Source organism: Streptomyces sp. NPDC006430 (genome assembly GCF_040612395.1).
Classification (GTDB): domain Bacteria; phylum Actinomycetota; class Actinomycetes; order Streptomycetales; family Streptomycetaceae; genus Streptomyces.
On sequence record NZ_JBEXQA010000007.1, the window covers coordinates 1 to 18,074 of the forward strand.

Here is an 18,074-nt window from a genome sequence, read left to right on the forward strand (position 1 = left end):
ACGCACTTAGAGCGGGCCAGTCATGTCGGAATAAGACCGACTGACCACTGCGTCCTCGCTGTGTTGTTGCCTGCAAGCATCACCCGAAGGCGACCCCACAGGTCTTTTTCAAAGGAACCTCATCCACCGAAGTGGACGGGGTATCAACTTCTGGCGTTGATTTTTGGCACGCTGTTGAGTTCTCAAGGAACGGACGCTTCCTTTGTACTCACCCTCATTACTGGGGCTTTCCTCCGGGCTTCGTTCTTCGTTTCCGACTCTATCAGAGCCGGTCCCGCTTGCTTTCCAGGTCCTTCGCTTTCGCGCTTTCTCTTTCCGGCGATTCCGACTCTATCAGGGCTTTTCCGGCTCCTTGACCACTCACCGTCTACCAAAAGGCATACGAAAAGCAGCACGAAGCAAGATCGGCACTGAAGAGGAGGATTCCCGTCCGTCGACCGCTCGTGAGAAGTTCACACGGCACGCCTCGGCAGGAGTCACGACAGTACAGGGATGCCGGTACCCAAGCAAATCGATTCGGGCGTATGGTCTAGTCCACCGGTCTAGTCCACTAGTGTCCGTGCTTGCGGGCAGCCCTGGTCGGGTTTCAACACGGACGAACCCGCACATCTTCTGACTTATCCTTCTCAAGAGTACGCCGTTCGCGACACGTAGTGACGGCGACACTACGAAGCTCCACCCCTGGGAGGCCCTCATGACCAGCGTGACGTCCCCACTTGCCGGACGTGCCATCGGACTCGCGGCAGTGCCGGATCCGGTGTTCTCCGGTGCGATGGTGGGACCAGGCACGGCCATTGATCCCGTGCGCGAGCCCTCGGAGGCGGTGTCCCCCGTCGACGGTGTGGTCGTCTCCCTGCACCCGCACGCGTACGTCGTCGTCGACGGCGACGGGCACGGCGTGCTCACCCACCTCGGGATCGACACGGTTCAACTGAACGGCGAGGGGTTCGAGCTGCTCGTCAACAAGGGCGACACCGTGACGCGCGGCCAGGCCGTCATCCGCTGGAACCCCCAGGCCGTCGAGGAAGCCGGCAAGTCGCCGATCTGCCCCGTCGTGGCGCTGGAGGCATCCGCCGAGTCCCTCTCCGACGTCAACGAAGACGGGGACGTCAAGGCCGGAGACGTCCTCTTCGGCTGGAAGTGACGCCCCCGCCTGTGTTTGCGAGTCGGATATCCATCGCGGCGGCTGGGCCCGCCGCTCAATCGGAGACGGGTGAAATGGAGACAACGCTGCGAGGCGTCGGCGTGAGCCACGGTGTGGCGATCGGCGAGGTGCGGCACATGGGCACGGCAGTTCTCGAACCGCCGGCCAAGCAGATCACTGCGGACGAGGCGGAGCGCGAACAGGGGCGCGCCCGTAAAGCCGTGGAGGCCGTGTCCGCCGACTTGATCGCCCGCGGCCAGCTGGCCGGTGGCGAGGCTCAGCACGTGCTCGAGGCCCAGGCGATGATCGCCACGGACCCCGAGCTGATGGCGGACGTTGACCGGCGCATCGCCGTCGGCAGCACCGCCGAGCGCGGCGTGTACGACGCGTTCGCCGCCTACCGCGACCTGCTCGCGGGGGCCGGGGAGTACATGGCCGGCCGGGTGGCCGACCTGGACGACGTACGGAACCGGATCGTGGCCCGCCTGCTCGGCGTGCCCATGCCCGGCGTGCCGGACAGCGACGAGCCGTACGTGCTGATCGCGCGGGACCTCGCCCCCGCCGACACGGCCCTGCTCGACCCGACGCTCGTCCTCGGCTTCGTCACCGAGGAAGGCGGTCCGACCAGCCACAGCGCGATCCTCGCACGGGCGCTGGGCGTGCCGGCGATCGTCGCGCTCCCGGGTGCCGGGGAGATCGCCGAGGGCACCGTGATCGCCGTGGACGGCAGCACGGGCGACCTCTTCGTGGACCCGACCCCGGAGAAGCGCGCCGAGCTGGAGGCCGCTGCGGCTGCGCGCAAGGCCGCGCTCGCCGCCTCGTCCGGTCCGGGTGCGACCTCCGACGGCCACAAGGTGCCGCTGCTGGCCAACGTGGGCGGTCCGGCGGACGTTCCGGCGGCCGTCGAGGCAGGGGCCGAGGGCGTGGGCCTGTTCCGGACCGAGTTCCTGTTCCTGGACGACAGCAAGAAGGCGCCGTCCGAGGAGAAGCAGATCGAGTCGTACCGCAAGGTGCTGGAGGCGTTCCCCGAGGGTCGCGTCGTCGTCCGCGTGCTGGACGCGGGCGCCGACAAGCCGCTGGACTTCCTGACTCCGGCCGACGAGCCGAACCCGGCGCTGGGCGTGCGTGGTCTGCGGTCGCTGTTGGAGCACCCTGAGGTGCTGCGTACGCAGCTCACCGCGCTGGCCAAGGCGGCCGAGGGGCTGCCGGTCTACCTCGAGGTCATGGCCCCGATGGTGGCCGACCGGATCGATGCCAAGGCGTTCGCGGAGGCCTGCCACGAGGCCGGGCTGAAGGCCAAGTTCGGCGCGATGGTGGAGATCCCCTCTGCCGCGCTCCGGGCGCGCTCGATCCTCCAGGAAGTCGAGTTCCTGTCGCTGGGCACCAATGACCTGGCGCAGTACGCCTTCGCCGCCGACCGCCAGGTCGGTGCGGTTTCGCGGCTGCAGGACCCCTGGCAGCCTGCGCTGCTCGACCTGATCGCCATGTCGGCCGAGGCCGCCAAGGCCGAGGGCAAGAGTTGTGGTGTCTGTGGCGAGGCCGCTTCCGACCCGCTGCTGGCGTGCGTGCTGACGGGTCTGGGCGTCACCTCTCTGTCGATGGGTGCTGCTTCGATCCCCTACGTACGGGCAGCGCTCGCCAAGCACACGCTGGCCCAGTGCGAGCGTTCCGCGGCGGCGGCGCGGGCGGCGGACAGTGCCGAGGAGGCGCGTCTGGCCGCGCAGGCGGTGCTGTCCGGCGAGTGACCGGACCGCATGCGGATCGATCGAGGGGCCTTCGCCGGTGGCGGGGGCCCCTCGATCGTCCCCGTGCCCGCCGTGCGCCGCTCCCGTGCGGCTCGGTCGGGCTACTCGGGCTAGTGGTGCGGGGCGGGGCCGTCCACTTCGTAGCCGGGGCAGTATTCGACGCCGGGCTCGGGGGCTACCGGGTCCCCGGTGTCGGCGTCCGTGCAGTAGGCGTTGAACACCGCCGCCGCGGAGAGCGGGACCAGGCGACCGCGGTCCAGGCGCCAGCCGTGGACCCGGTCGGGGAGGCCCTCGGTGGTGCTGCGCAGGACCAGCCCGCCGGGGCCGCCGAGGGCGAGTCCGGCGGCGAGGACGGACACGAAGTCGAGGTGTTCGCGGCCCTCGATGCGTGGCGGGCCCTCCCGGTCCCGGGCCGACTCCGCGTGCAGGACGGCGATCAGCTGCTCGTCCTGGGTCGGGACGCTGCAGACAAGGTGGTGGTGGCCGGGGCCGGCTCCGTGGACCAGGCGGGTGAGCGCCTCGGTGGCCCGCTCGAAGGAGGCGCGGCCGATGTCCTCTCCGCAGTCGGCGCACCTGCCGACCTCGGTGAGGAGTGCGGTGGCGTACTCCCAGGTGGCCTGGCGGACCGCTTCGTCGACGAGGAGCGGGATGAGTTCGTCGATGGGTTGGCCGGTGTACGGCAGCACGACGCTGGTGCCCGACAGCTCGGCGGTGAAGCGGCTGCGGGCCTCGGCGGTGTCCGGGTCGATGCCGCCTTCCGTACAGAACTCGGCGTAGGCATCGGGGTCGAAGAGGGCGACGGTGGTGTGGATGCCCTGGGCCGTGAGGGACCGGAGCAGGCCCTCGACGTGGCGGAGGTAGTCGGCGTAGTCGTCGTGGTGGTCGAAGGCGAAGCTGCGGTAGCCGCGCATGGCCGCGAAGTCCCCGGGGTCGGTCAGGAGGCCCACGGTGCTGGGGACTTCGCGGCGCAGGATGCGGCGCCGGGTGGTGCGACTGGTACGGCTGGTGGTGTGGCCGGTGGTCCGACGCGTCCGTGGCATGGCTCCCCCTGAGTGGCACGTTCGATTGCTCACTCAGAGTAACCATGACCACTGACAGTGACCTCAGGGGCGGGTGCGGGTACAGGCCAGCTCCTCGTAGAAGTGCAGCAGGTCGAGGTTGTCGACCGAGCCGGGGTTGACGGCCTTGGCCATGGGCGCGCCTTGCAGGAGGCGCTTGACCGGGACCTCGATGCGCTTGCCGGTGAGGGTGTGCGGGATGCCCGGGACCTCGATGATCTCGTCGGGGACGTGGCGCGGGGAGAGTTCCTCGCGGATCGTCGCCTTGATGCGGCCGCGGAGGTCCTCGTCGAGGGTGGCACCGGGTGCGAGGTGGACGAACAGTGGCATCCAGTAGCCGCCGTTCGGCTCCTCCAGGCCGATGACGAGGGACTCCTTGATCTCGGGGAGGCGTTCGACGGCCTCGTAGATGTCCGCGGAGCCCATCCGGACGCCCTGCCGGTTGAGGGTGGAGTCGGAGCGTCCGTGGATGATCACCGAGCCGTGGTCGGTGAGGGTGATCCAGTCCCCGTGGCGCCAGACGCCGGGGAACATCTCGAAGTAGCTGTCGCGGTAGCGGCTGCCGTCCGGGTCGTTCCAGAAGCGGATCGGCATGGAGGGCATGGGGTTGGTGACCACCAGCTCGCCGACCTCGCCGGTGAGCGGCTTGCCGGACGGGTCCCAGGACTGCAGGTCCGTACCCAGGCAGGCGGCCTGTAGCTCGCCGATGTGGACGGGGAGGGTGGGGACGGCGCCGGCGAAGCAGCTGCAGACGTCCGTGCCGCCGCTGACGGACGCGATCCACAGGTCCTCGGCCACCTCGTCGTGCAGCCAGCGGAAGCCGTCGGGCGGCAGGGGCGAGCCCGTGGTCGCCACGCACTTCACGGCGGACAGGTCGAAGTCCCGGGAGGGGTGGACCTCCGCCTTGCGGCAGGCCATGACGTACGCGGCCGAGGTCCCGTACAGGGTGGCACCGGTCCGCTCCGCGATCCGCCACTGGGCGCCGGTGTCCGGGTAGCCGGGGCTGCCGTCGTACAGGACGACCGTCGTCCCGGTGAGCAGACCGGAGACCAGGAAGTTCCACATCATCCAGCCGGTGGAGGTGTACCAGAAGAACCGGTCCTCGGGGCCGAGGTCGCAGTGCAGGCCGAGCTGCTTGAGGTGTTCGAGGAGGATGCCGCCCTGGGACTGCACGATCGCCTTGGGCAGGCCGGTCGTACCGGAGGAGTAGAGCACCCAGAGCGGGTGGTCGAAGGGGACCGGCTCGAAGACCGGTTCCACGCCGGCGGAGGTCAGGTCCGACCAGGCGAGGGTGCCCTCGGGGGCCGGCGTACCGAGCAGCGGGATGTGTACGACTGCGCGCAGCGAGGGGAGCTCGGTGCGCAGCTCGGCGACGGTGTCGCGGCGGTCGTGTTCCTTGCCTCCGTAGCGGTAGCCGTCGACGGTGAACAGCACCACGGGCTCGACCTGCTGGAACCGGTCGAGGACGCTGCGGGCGCCGAAGTCGGGGGCGCAGGAGGTCCACACCGCGCCGACGGCGGCGGTGGCGAGGAGCGCGGTGACGGCTTCCGGGATGTTGGGCAGGTAGCCGCTGACCCGGTCGCCGGGGCGTACGCCGAGGGCGCGCAGTTCTGCGGCGAGTGCGCCGACCTGGCGGCGGAGCTCGGCCCAGGTGACGGGGGAGGCTTCGTGGGTTTCGTCCACGTACAGCAGGGCCGCGTCGTCCGCGCGTGCCGGGTCCTCGGCGGCGCGCAGGGCGTGCTCGGCGTAGTTGAGGGTGGCGCCCGTGAACCAGCGTGCGCCCGGCATGGAGCGGTCCGCGAGGACGGACTGGTAGGGGGTGGTGAACCGGACCTCGAACCATTCGGCGACGGCCTGCCAGAAGGTGTCGAGCTCGTCGACGGACCAACTGTGCAGGGCGGGGTAGCCGCCGTCCGCGGGGGCTCCGAACCGCTCGGCGGCCCAGGCCTGGAAGGCGGTGATCCGGGCCGCGGCGATCCGGTCGGGGCCCGGGGTCCAGAGGGGTTCCGGCTGGGTGGCTGAGGTCATGGATCGGCTCCCGGTCAAGTCTGCGGCTCGCGCGTGGTGTGCGTACGGTGCCATCGCGCGGTGGGTGTACGCGCGGCGGCTCACAGGGACCATGCCATGCGATCTACATCCGCACCAGAGGCGTCGTGGACGAGTGAACGGAAGTTGAACGCAGCCCGCTGGCCCGGCGGCCGGTGGCAGGGTGAGCAGCATGGACGGTCGTGATCTGGTGCGTGCGGTGAAAGAGATCGGTACGGAGCGGGGACGGCGCGCGTGGCGCTCGGCCTGGCGCCACCGGCGCGCGGACGCGGTGGGGCTCCCGCGCCGGGGCGCGGAGCGGGCCCGCGTGCCGGGTCTGCTGACGGGTACGGAGCCGCGGCCGGGGGGCGGCGTGCTGCGGTTCGCCCGCTCGGAGCTGCTCGTACGGGTCACGGCGGGCGGCGCGGTGTTCTGGGGCTGGGACGGGGCCGGGCCGACGCCCTCGTACGCGCTGGTCGGCAGCGGACCGGAGCCCGATCCGCGGGCCGTGCTGGAACCGGACACCGGGGGCGGCTGGCGGGTGGTGTCGGAGCGGGTGACGGTGGCGGTGTCCCGGCACGGGGCGGTGGAGGTGCGGACGCCGGGCGGGGTGGTGCTGCGCCGGGAGCTGCCGCCCCGATGGTGGGAGCCGGCCGAGCCGGTGGACGGGCAGCCGGTCGAGGCGCGGTGGTTGACGCGGGCGGAGGTGCCTGCGGACGCCCGGTTCTTCGGGTTGGGCGGGCGGGCCGGCGGCCCGCGGCTGCGGGACGGTGCGTACCGGCTGTGGAACACGGACCCCAAGGGCGGCTTCGGGCCGGGCGACGATCCGCTGTACATCACGATGCCGGTGCAGATGGTGGTCGCGGACGCGGGGACCCACCTGGTGTTCCACGACAACTCCTGGGACGGGCGGGTGACCCTGCACGAGGGCGAGGAGGGCGCCGGCTCGGGGGCCGACCGGCCGGGGACGAGCGAGCTGCGCGTGGAGGGCGGGCCGTTGAGGTGCTGGGTCCTGGTGGGGACGCCGGCACGGGTGTTGCAGGGCTGGTCGGGGCTGACCGGCGCCGCCGCCGTACCGCCCGAGTGGGCGCTCGGGTACCAGCACGCGCGGTGGGGGTTCGGGAGCGCGGCGGAGGTGCGGCGGGTGGTGTCCGGCTACACCTCGCGCGGGCTCCCGCTGTCGGTCGTGCACCTCGACATCGACCACTACGACGGGCACCGTGTCTTCACGGTGGACGAAGAGCGGTTCCCGGACCTGCCGGGGCTGGCGAGGGAGCTGCAGGAGCAGGGCGTGCGGCTCGTCTCGATCGTCGACCCGGCGGTGAAGGTGGGCGACGCCGTCCACGCGTCCGGTCTCGGGGTGGGGTCGGGAGGTGCGTTCGTACGGGACGCGCAGGGGCGGGAGGTGCGGGGGGAGGTCTGGCCCGGCGAGTGCGCGTACCCGGACTTCACCGATCCGGCGGTGCGCACGTGGTGGGGCGAGTGGTATGCGGAGCGACTGGCGCAGGGCTTCTCCGGGGTGTGGCACGACATGAACGAACCGGTGTCGTTCGCGCCCTTCGGTGACATGACCCTGCCCCGTTCGGCACGGCACTCGATGGACGGCGCCGGCGGGGACCACCGGGCCGCGCACAACGTGTACGCGCTCGGGATGGCACGGGCGGGCTGGGAGGGGCTGGTCCGGCTGCGGCCCACCGAGCGGCCGTTCCTGTTCTCCCGGTCGGGGTGGGCGGGGATGCAGAGGTACGGGGGCAGTTGGTCCGGCGACGTGGAGACCAGCTGGGAGGGACTGCGGGCCTCGCTCTCGCTGGTGCTGGGTCTCGGCCTGTGCGGGGTGCCGTACTCGGGCCCGGACGTCGGCGGGTTCGGCGGCTCGCCCTCGCCGGAGCTGTACCTGCGCTGGCTCCAGCTGGGTTCGTACCTGCCGCTGTTCCGGACCCACTCGGCGATCTGGGCCGGGCGCCGGGAGCCGTGGGAGTTCGGGCCCGAGGTGGAGGAGCAGGCCCGGGCCGTACTGGCGGAGCGGGAGCGGCTGCGGCCGTACTTCGTGACGCTGTCCCAACTGGCACGGCGGACCGGGGCCCCGTACGTGCGGCCGCTGTGGTGGGGCGCGCCGGAGGACCGGGTGCTGCGGGACTGTGAGGACGCGTTCCTGCTGGGCGATGCACTGTTGGTGGCGCCGGTGCTGGAGTGCGGGTCGGACCAGCGGGCGGTCCGGCTGCCCCGGGGGCGCTGGTACGACACCGCGACGGGGGCGGCGTACGAGGGCCCCGGGCAGATCCTCCTGGCGGCCCCGCAGGGGCGGATCCCGGTCCTGGCCCGGGCGGGAGCCGTACTGCCGGTCCGTCGGCCCGGCAGTACCGAGGTGACGTTGGAGGCATGGGCGCCGGCGCGGGGGAGCACGGGCGGAGGGGTGGTGGTCCGCGACCCGGGACCGGGCTTCGAGCCGGGCGGGGTGGAGCGGTACACGGTGCGGTGGCTGGGGGACGCGGTCGTGGTGGAGAACGAGGCCGGCGAGCCCGTCGAGGGCGTGGAGGTACGGGGACTCGGACGCAGGGTGTCCTCCGGGGAGGGTGTAGCCGCGCTGTAGGCCGCGGGGGGGGGACCCTTCCCGTGGGCGGCGGACGGGCCGTGCCGTGGGAGCCGTTCGAACAGGGGGTCGGTCAATGGTGTGGGCGAGCCCGGCCGACCCGACGGGGCCCGAGCGGGCGTACCCGCTTCGGTCGCGGATGTCGCGCGGGCGGCGCGGACGGGACTGCGCACCGGGGGCCGAGGTCGTGGGCGCCTGCCAGTCGGCCGTGGCGTGGGCGCTGCTCCTCGCTACGCAGCAGGCGTCGCCGGTGCGGTACCTCGTGCTGATCGGGGCCGGGTCGGTCGCAGCCGTGGCCGTAGGTTTCCTACAGGGGCTGCTGCTCGTCAAACCGATGGCGGTACTCGGTCACGTGACGGCCCGTCTGACGGCGTGGCCGGAGCCGATCGCGGTCCTGGTCCTGGTCGCACCCGCCTCGGCGCTACCGGCTCTGCCCGCCCACTGGTGGCTGCGCGACCACCTCGTGTCCGCTCCCGGGTTCGGAACGCTCTGGGCATGCACTGCGGCGAGCGCGGTGCTCCCGGTGATCGCGGGGGCGTGCTTCCGGGTCCGGCCGGTCCCGCTGAAGGCACTGTGGGGGCGCGGGCTCGCGGTGACGGCGGCTGCCGTGGCGGTGGTGACGACGGCGGGCCTCGCGGCGGCGCTGGGAGTATGAGGGCGCGGGTCCGATCCCGCCGGCCCGGCGGGGGTCCGGACCCCGCCGGCCCAGCGGGGGGCTAGGTCCCGCCGGGCCGCCGGGGGCTAGGTCCCGCCGGCCGGCCCCTCATCCGTACCGCCCGGCGAACCATGCCGACGCCGCCTTGGTGTGGAGCGGGAACGCGAGTTCCGTCGGGCCGCGCAGGACGTGCCAGCCCGTCGTTTCGTCCGTCGCCGTCGACGGGGGGAGCGACCGCGCCGGGCGCAGCGGCAGGAGGCCGAAGAGCAGCAGGTGGCCCGCCGGGGAGCTCATGGCGTCGGCCAGGGCGACGTCGGACGCCGGGGCGCGGATGCCCGTCTCCTCGCGCAGCTCGCGCACGACCGCGTCGCGCCAGTCCTCCCCGAAGTCCATGAACCCGCCCGGCAGGGCGACGCCGCCGAGGGCCGGTTCGATGGTGCGGGTGATGACGATCAGGCCGGTCCCTGCCTCGTCCTCGACCGGGAGGAGGGCGACGGCCACCGGGAGCGGGTTGCGGTAGGTGACGGCGCCGCACGAGGGGCACGTACGGGGCCAGGCGGTCGTGTCGAACGGCGATCCACAGGTGGAGCAGTGCGAGTCCCTCGGCTGTTCCTGCATGCGGCGATGGTAAGCCAAGGGGTATGAGGATGCTTGCGGTTGCGGTGGCCGGCTGCCTGGCGGTGCTCGCGGGAGGGTCCGCGGCGCCGGGGTCCGCGGCGCCGGGGTCCGCGGCGCCGGGATTCGTGGCGCCGGGATTCGTGGCGTTGGCCGACGTCGACCCCACCATCGGGCAGGAGATCAAGTACGCCACCGCCGACAATTTCACCGGCGCGCCCGTGGACGGGTACCAGGAGCCCGTCTGTCTGCTCGCCCGCCCCGCCGCCGCGGCGTTGCGCCGGGCGCAGCGCGAGCTGCTGCGGCACGGGTACGCGCTCACGGTCTACGACTGCTACCGGCCACAGTGTGCGGTGGACCGCTTCGTACGGTGGGCCGCGGACCTCCACGACCAGTCCGCGAAGGCGGAGTTCTATCCGAACGTCGACAAGGCGCGGCTGATTCCCGACGGTTACATCGCCGAGAGGTCCGGGCACAGCCGTGGCAGCACCGTCGACGTGACACTGGTGCGGCTGTTGCCGTTCCGCGGGCCCGTCGACATGGGAACCCCCTTCGACCGCTTCGATCCCCTCTCGCACACCGACGAGCCGAGGGTCACCGGTGCGGCCCGCGCCAACCGGCAGCTGCTCAAGCGGGCCCTCGACGCGCAGGGATTCGTCAACCTCGCCGAGGAATGGTGGCACTTCACCCTGCGACCCGAGGCCTTCCCCGATTCCTCCTTCGACTTCCCGGTCGCTGTCGCCTCGGTCCGGCCGTGAGTACCGTGCCCGCATGACTTTCCGTACGTACGAGGAGTTCTGGCCCTACTACGTCGCCATGCACTCCCGCGCCGCCACCCGCTGGGTGCACCTCGGCGGCACCCTCACCGGGCTCGCCGTCACCGCTTACGGGCTCGCGCGCGGCCGTGCACGCTACCTCGCCGCGCTGCCCCTCATCGGGTACGGCGCCGCCTGGCCGGCGCACTTCCTGATCGAGCGGAACAACCCGGCGACCTTCGGGCACCCCGGCTGGTCCCTGCGCGGGGACGTGCAGATGATCCGGATGATGCTGGCCGGGCGGGATGCGGAGCTGGCCGAGATCGCACGGAAGTGGCTCGCCGAGAACCGGTGACCCGCACCGCCTCCCCGTGGCAGACTTCTGACGAGTCGTCAGATCGGCCGATCGCCGGAACGCCGACATCGCACATCGGACATCGGACATCGGACATCGGACGCCAGTGATTCGGGAGGGGCTTTGGAACGCACACGCACACCCGTCGTGAGCGGATGGTTCACCGACGCGGACACGGAGGGCGGGTTCCGCCTGCTCGGAACCCGTTGCTCCGCGTGCGCCGCGGTGTTCTTCCCCCGCGAGGACGCCTACTGCCGCAACCCGCACTGTCCCGGCGACGGCACGCTCACCGAGGTCCCTTTGTCCCCGCGCGGCCGGGTGTGGTCCTACACCGACGGGCGGTACCGGCCGCCCGCCCCCTACGCTTCCGACCCCGACGCGCCCTGGGAGCCGTACACCCTGGTCGCGGTGGAGCTGGAGGCCGAGAGGATGGTCGTGCTCGGACAGGCGGCCCCCGGGGTCACCGTGGCCGACCTGGCGGTCGGCATGGAAGTCGAGGTGGTGGGCGGCGTGCTGAACGAGGACGCCGGAACCGTCTGGACCACGTGGCGGTTCCGGCCACTGGGGGTGGCCCGGTGACCGCCGCCGAGGTCGCCGTCCTCGGCGCCGGCATGCACCCCTGGGGCAAGTGGGGCCGCAGCTTCGTCGAGTACGGGCGCGCCGCGGCCCGGACCGCGCTCGCCGACGCCGGCCTGGACTGGTCCGACGTGGGGTCCGTGGTCGGCGCCGACACCGTGCGCTCCGGATATCCCGGCTACGTGGCCGGGGCGACCTTCGCCCGCGCCCTCGGCTGGCAGGGCGCGCGGGTGACCAGCGTGTACGCGGCGTGCGCTTCCGGGGCCCAGGCGATCGGAGCTGCCCGGGCACAGATCCTGGCCGGGCTGGCCGACGTCGTGCTCGTGGTCGGTGCGGATGCGGCACCCAAGGGGTTCTTCGCCCCGGCGGGCGGGGACCGCCCGGATGACCCCGACTGGTTGCGGTTCCGCGTGCTGGGGGCCACGAACCCGGCGTACTTCGCCCTGTACGCCCGCCGCCGGATGGCCGTGTACGGGGACACCCTCGACGACTTCGCCGCCGTGAAGGTCAAGAACGCGGCGGCCGGCGCCCTCAACCCCCTCGCCCGCTACCGCAGGACGGTGACGGTCGAGGAAGTGGCGGCATCGGCGGTCGTCGCCGATCCGCTGCGACTGCTCGACATCTGCGCGACCTCCGACGGGGGCGCGGCGCTGGTCCTGAGCAGCATGGACTTCGCACGCTCGCGCGGGATCACCGACCCGGTGCGGATCCGGGCGGTGTCGACGGTGACGCCGACGTATCCCCGTACGGTCCTCGACCTCCCGGACATCGCCACCGACTCGGTGACCTCCGTACGGCCGGCTCCGGGGTCGTTCCGGGCCTCGATCGCCCGTGCCGCGTACGAGGAGGCCGGTATCGGCCCCGAGGACCTCTCGCTCGCCGAGGTGTACGACCTGTCCACCGCCCTGGAGCTGGAATGGTACGAGGACATCGGCCTGTGCGGCGAGGGCGAGGGCGCCGCACTCGTACGGAAGGGCGCGACGGCGCTCGGCGGGCGGGTGCCGGTGAACACCAGTGGGGGGCTGGCCTCCTTCGGGGAGGCGGTGCCGGCCCAGGCCATCGCCCAGGTCTGCGAGCTGACCTGGCAGCTGCGCGGTACGGCCGGGGACCGGCAGGTGCCGGGAGCGCGCGCCGGGATCACCGCGAACCAGGGGCTGTTCGGACACGGGTCGGCCGTCATCGCGGTGCGGTGAGAGCGGTACGCAGGCCGGTGCCGGGCTGCCCGCCGCGGACGACGGCGGACGGGCGCGGACCCTGAACAGGAGGTCCTGTCGGAACGTGCCGGAACGCTTGACGGCCCCCGGCGGCAGGTTCACACTCGCTCCACGGTCTCGCGCCGCGTACGACGCCGCGACCGGACCCCAGGTCCCCCCATGAGAGCTGCGGCCCGTACCCCAGTCGGCGGGGGTACGGGCCGCCTCCCGTGCGCGAGATGCTCAGGTGCCGGCGGTCAGGCTCCGGCGGCGGGCCCGCGCCTGTGTCATGGCGTGCTCCACGACCCCGACCAGCACGTCCTTCACGGACTCGCGGTCCCGGGCATCGCACAGCAGCACCGGCACCCCGGGGTCGAGGTCGAGTGCCTCCCGCACGGTCACCACCGGGTGGCGTTCGGCCCCCTCGAAGCAGTTGACGGCGACCACGAAGGGGATCCGGCGCCGCTCGAAGTAGTCGACGGCCGCGAAGCAGTCGGCGAGGCGGCGGGTGTCGGCGAGGACCACGGCGCCGAGCGCGCCCTGGGCCAGCTCGTCCCAGAGGAACCAGAAGCGGTCCTGTCCGGGCGTGCCGAACAGGTACAGCACCAGGTCCTCGCGCAGCGTGATGCGCCCGAAGTCCATGGCCACGGTGGTGGTGCTCTTGCCCTCCACTCCCCCGGTGTCGTCGATGCCGACGCCCGGCTCGGACAGGAGTTCCTCCGTCCGCAGCGGTCTGATCTCGCTCACTGCACTGACCAGGGTGGTCTTGCCCACCCCGAAGCCGCCCGCGACCAGGATCTTCAAGGTCAGCGGCTCGACCGGCGACACGGCATGCATGGCACCGGTGCGGCTAGAGCGCCCGAAGGCCATCGATCACCTCACGCAGAATGGATTCATCGGGCAGTTCGGCCGGTGGCACCGGCCGGTTCACGTGGACCAGCTCCTCCTCGGCCAGGTCCCCGATCAGGACGCGTACGACCCCGACCGCGAGGTCGAGTTCGGCGGCGATCTCGGCGACCGACTGCGGCCGCTCCCGGCACAGCCCGAGGATGTGGGCGTGTTCCGGGGACAGGGTCGTCTCCCAGACCGGATCGTCGGCCGCCGGTTCGGCGACGACGAGCGCGATCAGGTCGAGCCGGTGCTGGCCGGGGTGACTGGTCCGGCCGCGGGTCATGGCGTACGGGCGGACGACAGGACCGGCTTCGTCGTCGAACCAGTGCGGGTGGGCGGGCTCCTGCGGTGCGCCCGGGGCGCCCGAGGGGTGGTCCTGCCGGTGCTGGCCTGGATCGCTCATGCCGTCCGCCTCACCCTCCGGTTGGTAGCCCGGAGCGCGGAGCGGTCGCCAGGTGGTCACCCACCCGCTTGACCATCAAGGTCATCTCGTACGCGACCTGTCCGACGTCGGAGTCGGCGTCGGACAGCACGGCCAGGCAACTGCCGTCGCCGGCGGCCATGACGAAGAGGAAGGCCTCGTCCAGCTCGACCACGGTCTGGCGGACGCTGCCGGATTCGAAGTGACGGCCGACCCCCTTGGCCAGGCTGTGGAAACCGGAGGCCACGGCCGCCAGGTGTTCGCTGTCTTCGCGGGTCAGGTCCTCGGAGCTGGCGGTGGGCAGGCCGTCGCCGGAGAGGACCACCGCCTTGCGGATGCTGCCGACCCGGTCGACGAGCTCGTCCAGGAGCCAGTTGAGCGGACCGGAGCCGCGGCCCCGGGTGTCGTTGCCGGTCTGCGGTGCGGTCATTGACCGTCCCCCTCGTTCTCGTTTCCGGCACCTGTGGCGGCGGAGGTGCCTGCCCCGGTCTCGGACTGCTGCTGTGCGTGCTGTTTGCGGCCGGCCGTCCAGCCGCGCTGGAGCGCGGACATGCGCGTACGTACGTCCTCTGCGTCGCGGTCGGTCAGCGGGGCTGCGGCGGCTTCGGCGGGTGCCGCCGGACCGTTCTTCAACTGGTTCGCCAGGCTGGCCTGGCGGACGCGCCTGGGCAGGCCACCGGGCCCCTGCGCGGCCTCGGCCGCGCAGGGAGCGGCGCCACCGGGCACCGCGCCACCGGACGCGGCGGCCGGCCCGGGCTCGGGCTCGGACGCGGGCTGCCGGACCATGGAGACCGGACGCGGCTCCACGCGGCGGCCGTGCTCGGCGACCAGCGTCGGGGTGGGTCGACGGCGCGGCAGGGGTACGGCGCCCGCGGACCGGGCAGCGTCCGGGCGGGCGCCGCGGATCGGTTCGGGGCGGTGGCTGTCCAGCCGGACCGGACCGGTCGGGGCCTGCGGTTCACGCTCGCGGTCCCGGGCGCCCTTGCGCTCGGTGTGCGGCCGGTCCACCGGGCGCAGCCCCAAGAGGGCGCTGCGCGAGGTGCCGTTCGGCGGGGTCTCGTCGTCCAGGGTGGCCATGGCGGGGCGACCGCCGATACCGGTGAGCCCGGCGATGCCGGTGGTGGCCTCGTCCAGGGCGGCCGGGGCGTCGAGGCCGTCCAGTCCGAGCACACCGAGCGGGGCCTCCAGTTCGACCGGGCCGCGCAGTTCGGCGGCGGGCAGGGGGCGACCGGCAGCAGTGCGCCGTACCGCGGCCGGGGCGGTTCGTGCGGGGTTCTTGGCCCTCTTGCCGTCGCCGAGGCGCAGGCCGGTGCCGTTCGCCTCGGGGGCATCGGCCAGCAGGGCCGCCGGGAGGAACACTACGGCGGTGGTACCGCCGTACGGGCTGGGCTGCAGGACGACCTTGACGCCGTGGCGCTGCGCGAGGCGACTGACGACGAACAGACCCAGGCGGTCGGTGTCGGAGAGCTCGAACTCGGGGGTCTCGGCGAGCCGGAGGTTCGCGTCGAGCAGCGCCTCGGGGTTCATGCCGAGCCCCCGGTCGTGGATCTCTAGGGTGAAGCCGTTGGCCACGCGCTCGCCGAGCACCTGGACGGCGGTGTGCGGCGGGGAGAACACGGTGGCGTTCTCCAGGAGTTCGGCGACGAGGTGGGTCACGTCGGCCACGGCGGGGCCCGCGATCCCGAGGCGCGGCAGGCGACGCACCTCGATGCGCTCGTAGTCCTCGACCTCGGCGACGGCGGCCCGTACGACGTCCATGAGCTGGACGGGCTTGCGCCACTGCCGGGAGGGGGCCGCGCCGGAGAGGATCACGAGGCCCTCGGCGTGCCGGCGCATGCGGGTGGTCATGTGGTCGAGGCGGAAGAGGTCGGCGAGCTCCTCGGCGTCCTCGGTGCGCCGTTCCATGGTGTCGAGCAGGGTCAGCTGGCGGTGCAGCAGCACTTGGTTGCGGCGGGCCAGGTTCACGAACACCTCGGAGACGCCCCGGCGGAGCTCGGCCTGCTTGACGGCGGCCTCGACGGCGGCGCGCTGGAGCGTGTTGAGGGCCTGGCCGACCTGGCCGACCTCGTCCTTCTCGTACTCCAGCCGTGGGGCCTCGGTCTCCACGTCCACGTGTTCACCGGCGGCCAGGCGGCGCATCACGGCGGGCAGTCGGACGCCGGAGACCTCGTGGGCCTCCTTGCGGAGCCGGGACAGGTCGCGGATCAGGTCGCGGCCGATGCGTACGGACATGACGAGGGAGACGACGAGGGCGATGAAGCCGAGGACACCGGCGATGGCGGCCTGGACCAGGACGTTCATGGCGATGGGTTCGACGCGCTCTTGGTAGCGGTCGCCGGCGGCGGTGCCCATGGTGGCGAGGTCGTCGAGGACCTTGTTCGCGGCCTCGTCCCACTGGGCGGCGGTGAGGCGCGGGTTCTTGCCGGCGCCACCCGTGAGGAACCGCTCCTCGGCGTCGCGCAGTGGCTTGGTGTCGGAGCTGCTCCAGTACTGCTCGAACAGCTCCCGGTCGGCTGCCGGGAGGATCGCGAGGTTGAACTCGTACAGCAGCGTGCGGTTGGCGACGAAGTCGGAGACGTGCCGGACGTCCGCGGGGCTGACGTTGCGGGCGGCGAGGGCCGCGGCGATGACGGCGTCCTCGCGGGAGAGGGTTTCGCGGGCGCGGGTGATGCCGACGAGGGCGCGTCCCTGTTTGTCCATCTCCACGTTTTCGAGGGCGTGGAGGTTCAGGAGGAACTCGTAGCAGGGGTCGACGAGTCGGCTGTAGAGCTCCAGGGCCTGGCTCGGGTCCAGGGTGTTCTGGTCGACGGACCGGCGTAGCGAGCCGATGCCGTGGAAGGCCTCGAGGATGGAGTCGAGGCGTTGGGCGGCCGAGGGGGCCAGCTCCTCCGCAACCTCGGGGTCCTTGGCGTTCTTGCCGATCCGGTTGACGAGGTCGTCGGTGGCGGCGCGGCGCTTGGCCAGTTCGGCGGTGGCGGTGGAGGCGCGCGGGTCGCCGAGGACGACGAGGGTCTGGCGGCGTTCCTTCTGGATGACTCGGACGACGTCCTCGATGGGGTAGCCGACCTTGTCGATGACGTAGGCGACGTCGAGGAGTTGCACGGCCTGACGGCCGGTGATGACGGTCGCGAAGCCCCAGAGGGCGGTGAGGGAGACGAGCGGCACCAGGAGCAACGCCACGATCTTCCGGCGGATGGACTTCCCGCGAAAGCGCATGGCCTCCCCAGCCTCCCCCAGCTCAACCCCGTTGTCGGGGGTTGGTGTTCCGTCATTTAAACGGCGTGAGCCTACTACTGCCGCGGGCCGGCTTCGAAGGCGTGTCCGGACGTTTTCGGCCGGACCACTGGGCGAAGATCACCAGTTGTCCGATACTTCCGGTCAAGAGCGGCCCGTTATGCGGTAGATGACACTTGGTGGGGTATCCGTACCTGCAACCGAATGGATGGCTGGAATTCTTCGTTCCGGGATGGGCAGGTGCTGGGAAGGGTCCGGGATACGGGAATCTCTCGGCGACGTGAAACGTCTACCTGTTCGAGGGGATTCGTCGGGGTGGGAGCGTGCGATGGGGATGGACGAGGACACCGGCCCGGTGGTGGGTGCGCCGGGGCGGTCGTTGTGGGAGGAAGAGCCGGCCCGGCAGCGCCGGATGCCGGACCCGGTGCGTCAGTCGGCGGTGCGGGCGGTACTGATAGTGGCCCTCACGCTGACCGAGGCGACGATCACGTTCTTCCTCATGCTCACCGGGTCCTGGCTGGCCTTCCCGATGGCGCTCGGTGCGATAGCCGGGACCGTCGTGGCTACCTGGGGTGTGCTGGACGTACTGATCACCCGGCAGATGTGGAACCAGCGGTACGGCGTGGTGTCGGAACCGAGCAGCACGGCGCGGGACCGTCGGCGCGAGCGGCGTCGGGTCCGCCGGGAGACCCGCCCGGAGCCGAGCGGGCGGACGGGCCGAATACCGCGCGGCGGCGAGGGCCGGGCCAGCCGGCCGGCCGCCTGGCCGGCCGCGACCGCCGACCGGCGGTACCGGGCGAGCACGGGCCGGGGCTGA

The 18,074-nt window shown here is 72.2% G+C and carries 16 protein-coding genes; 9 read left to right on the top strand and 7 right to left on the bottom strand.

Annotation, left to right across the window (positions count from 1 at the left end):
• The first annotated feature begins 694 nt into the window (after window positions 1-694).
• Both ABZZ20_RS12845 and ptsP read left to right on the top strand, forming a co-directional pair.
• On the top strand, window positions 695-1,144 hold the full coding sequence (locus ABZZ20_RS12845; protein ID WP_356869451.1) for a PTS glucose transporter subunit IIA: 450 nt from the start codon (window positions 695-697) through the stop codon (window positions 1,142-1,144).
• A gap of 74 nt (window positions 1,145-1,218) precedes the next feature.
• Entirely contained in the window at window positions 1,219-2,889 is a 1,671-nt protein-coding gene (ptsP, locus tag ABZZ20_RS12850; protein WP_356869452.1) for a phosphoenolpyruvate--protein phosphotransferase, read from the top strand.
• Window positions 2,890-2,999: 110 nt separating this feature from the next.
• Here ptsP and ABZZ20_RS12855 read toward each other — a convergent pair whose 3' ends face one another.
• Together ABZZ20_RS12855 and ABZZ20_RS12860 are read right to left on the bottom strand one after the other, a co-directional pair.
• Window positions 3,000-3,929, bottom strand: a complete 930-nt coding sequence (locus ABZZ20_RS12855) for a hypothetical protein (protein ID WP_356869453.1) — start codon at window positions 3,927-3,929, stop codon at window positions 3,000-3,002.
• A gap of 63 nt (window positions 3,930-3,992) precedes the next feature.
• Window positions 3,993-5,975, bottom strand: coding sequence for an acetoacetate--CoA ligase (locus ABZZ20_RS12860; protein ID WP_356869454.1), 1,983 nt, complete (start codon window positions 5,973-5,975; stop codon window positions 3,993-3,995).
• Between the two features lie 190 nt (window positions 5,976-6,165).
• Here ABZZ20_RS12860 and ABZZ20_RS12865 point away from each other — a divergent pair, with 190 nt between their 5' ends.
• Together ABZZ20_RS12865 and ABZZ20_RS12870 are read left to right on the top strand one after the other, a co-directional pair.
• Complete coding sequence (locus ABZZ20_RS12865; RefSeq protein WP_356869455.1) at window positions 6,166-8,562, top strand: glycoside hydrolase family 31 protein; 2,397 nt, start codon at window positions 6,166-6,168, stop codon at window positions 8,560-8,562.
• Between the two features lie 76 nt (window positions 8,563-8,638).
• On the top strand, window positions 8,639-9,217 hold the full coding sequence (locus ABZZ20_RS12870) for a hypothetical protein (protein WP_356869456.1): 579 nt from the start codon (window positions 8,639-8,641) through the stop codon (window positions 9,215-9,217).
• Between the two features lie 108 nt (window positions 9,218-9,325).
• Here ABZZ20_RS12870 and ABZZ20_RS12875 read toward each other — a convergent pair whose 3' ends face one another.
• Window positions 9,326-9,835, bottom strand: coding sequence for an NUDIX domain-containing protein (locus tag ABZZ20_RS12875; RefSeq protein ID WP_356869457.1), 510 nt, complete (start codon window positions 9,833-9,835; stop codon window positions 9,326-9,328).
• Between the two features lie 23 nt (window positions 9,836-9,858).
• On the opposite strand from ABZZ20_RS12875, the gene ABZZ20_RS12880 reads away from it, so the two are divergent.
• The 4 genes from ABZZ20_RS12880 (at window position 9,859) to ABZZ20_RS12895 (ending at window position 12,711) form a co-directional block, all read left to right on the top strand.
• On the top strand, window positions 9,859-10,590 hold the full coding sequence (locus ABZZ20_RS12880) for a M15 family metallopeptidase (RefSeq protein WP_356869458.1): 732 nt from the start codon (window positions 9,859-9,861) through the stop codon (window positions 10,588-10,590).
• Between the two features lie 13 nt (window positions 10,591-10,603).
• Entirely contained in the window at window positions 10,604-10,942 is a 339-nt protein-coding gene (locus ABZZ20_RS12885) for a DUF962 domain-containing protein (protein ID WP_356869459.1), read from the top strand.
• Between the two features lie 123 nt (window positions 10,943-11,065).
• On the top strand, window positions 11,066-11,521 hold the full coding sequence (locus ABZZ20_RS12890; RefSeq protein ID WP_356869460.1) for a zinc ribbon domain-containing protein: 456 nt from the start codon (window positions 11,066-11,068) through the stop codon (window positions 11,519-11,521).
• Window positions 11,518-12,711 (top strand): lipid-transfer protein, encoded by a 1,194-nt coding sequence (locus tag ABZZ20_RS12895; protein WP_356869461.1) that lies wholly within the window; start codon window positions 11,518-11,520, stop codon window positions 12,709-12,711. The genes ABZZ20_RS12890 and ABZZ20_RS12895 overlap by 4 nt, the downstream gene beginning before the upstream one ends.
• Window positions 12,712-12,954: 243 nt before the next feature.
• Here ABZZ20_RS12895 and ABZZ20_RS12900 read toward each other — a convergent pair whose 3' ends face one another.
• The 4 genes from ABZZ20_RS12900 to ABZZ20_RS12915 are packed head-to-tail and all read right to left on the bottom strand — an operon-like array spanning window position 12,955 to window position 17,239.
• On the bottom strand, window positions 12,955-13,548 hold the full coding sequence (locus ABZZ20_RS12900) for an ATP/GTP-binding protein (protein WP_356869462.1): 594 nt from the start codon (window positions 13,546-13,548) through the stop codon (window positions 12,955-12,957).
• A 13-nt stretch (window positions 13,549-13,561) separates the two neighbouring features.
• Entirely contained in the window at window positions 13,562-14,005 is a 444-nt protein-coding gene (locus ABZZ20_RS12905) for a DUF742 domain-containing protein (protein WP_356869463.1), read from the bottom strand.
• A gap of 10 nt (window positions 14,006-14,015) precedes the next feature.
• Entirely contained in the window at window positions 14,016-14,453 is a 438-nt protein-coding gene (locus ABZZ20_RS12910) for a roadblock/LC7 domain-containing protein (protein WP_356869464.1), read from the bottom strand.
• On the bottom strand, window positions 14,450-17,239 hold the full coding sequence (locus tag ABZZ20_RS12915; RefSeq protein ID WP_356869465.1) for a nitrate- and nitrite sensing domain-containing protein: 2,790 nt from the start codon (window positions 17,237-17,239) through the stop codon (window positions 14,450-14,452). Before ABZZ20_RS12915 ends, ABZZ20_RS12910 begins: the two co-directional genes overlap by 4 nt.
• Window positions 17,240-17,585: 346 nt before the next feature.
• On the opposite strand from ABZZ20_RS12915, the gene ABZZ20_RS12920 reads away from it, so the two are divergent.
• Window positions 17,586-18,074, top strand: coding sequence for a hypothetical protein (locus ABZZ20_RS12920; RefSeq protein ID WP_356869466.1), 489 nt, complete (start codon window positions 17,586-17,588; stop codon window positions 18,072-18,074).

Bases quoted from the DNA above. Each gene is read 5' to 3' on its own strand.
- ABZZ20_RS12915 (WP_356869465.1), bottom strand. From the start codon at position 17,239: ATGCGCTTTCGCGGGAAGTCCATCCGCCGGAAGATCGTGGCGTTGCTC.
- ABZZ20_RS12870 (WP_356869456.1), top strand. From the start codon at position 8,639: ATGGTGTGGGCGAGCCCGGCCGACCCGACGGGGCCCGAGCGGGCGTAC.
- ABZZ20_RS12910 (WP_356869464.1), bottom strand. From the start codon at position 14,453: ATGACCGCACCGCAGACCGGCAACGACACCCGGGGCCGCGGCTCCGGT.
- ABZZ20_RS12860 (WP_356869454.1), bottom strand. From the start codon at position 5,975: ATGACCTCAGCCACCCAGCCGGAACCCCTCTGGACCCCGGGCCCCGAC.
- ABZZ20_RS12880 (WP_356869458.1), top strand. From the start codon at position 9,859: ATGAGGATGCTTGCGGTTGCGGTGGCCGGCTGCCTGGCGGTGCTCGCG.
- ptsP (WP_356869452.1), top strand. From the start codon at position 1,219: ATGGAGACAACGCTGCGAGGCGTCGGCGTGAGCCACGGTGTGGCGATC.
- ABZZ20_RS12865 (WP_356869455.1), top strand. From the start codon at position 6,166: ATGGACGGTCGTGATCTGGTGCGTGCGGTGAAAGAGATCGGTACGGAG.
- ABZZ20_RS12920 (WP_356869466.1), top strand. From the start codon at position 17,586: ATGGGGATGGACGAGGACACCGGCCCGGTGGTGGGTGCGCCGGGGCGG.
- ABZZ20_RS12885 (WP_356869459.1), top strand. From the start codon at position 10,604: ATGACTTTCCGTACGTACGAGGAGTTCTGGCCCTACTACGTCGCCATG.
- ABZZ20_RS12875 (WP_356869457.1), bottom strand. From the start codon at position 9,835: ATGCAGGAACAGCCGAGGGACTCGCACTGCTCCACCTGTGGATCGCCG.
- ABZZ20_RS12845 (WP_356869451.1), top strand. From the start codon at position 695: ATGACCAGCGTGACGTCCCCACTTGCCGGACGTGCCATCGGACTCGCG.
- ABZZ20_RS12855 (WP_356869453.1), bottom strand. From the start codon at position 3,929: ATGCCACGGACGCGTCGGACCACCGGCCACACCACCAGCCGTACCAGT.
- ABZZ20_RS12905 (WP_356869463.1), bottom strand. From the start codon at position 14,005: ATGAGCGATCCAGGCCAGCACCGGCAGGACCACCCCTCGGGCGCCCCG.
- ABZZ20_RS12900 (WP_356869462.1), bottom strand. From the start codon at position 13,548: ATGCATGCCGTGTCGCCGGTCGAGCCGCTGACCTTGAAGATCCTGGTC.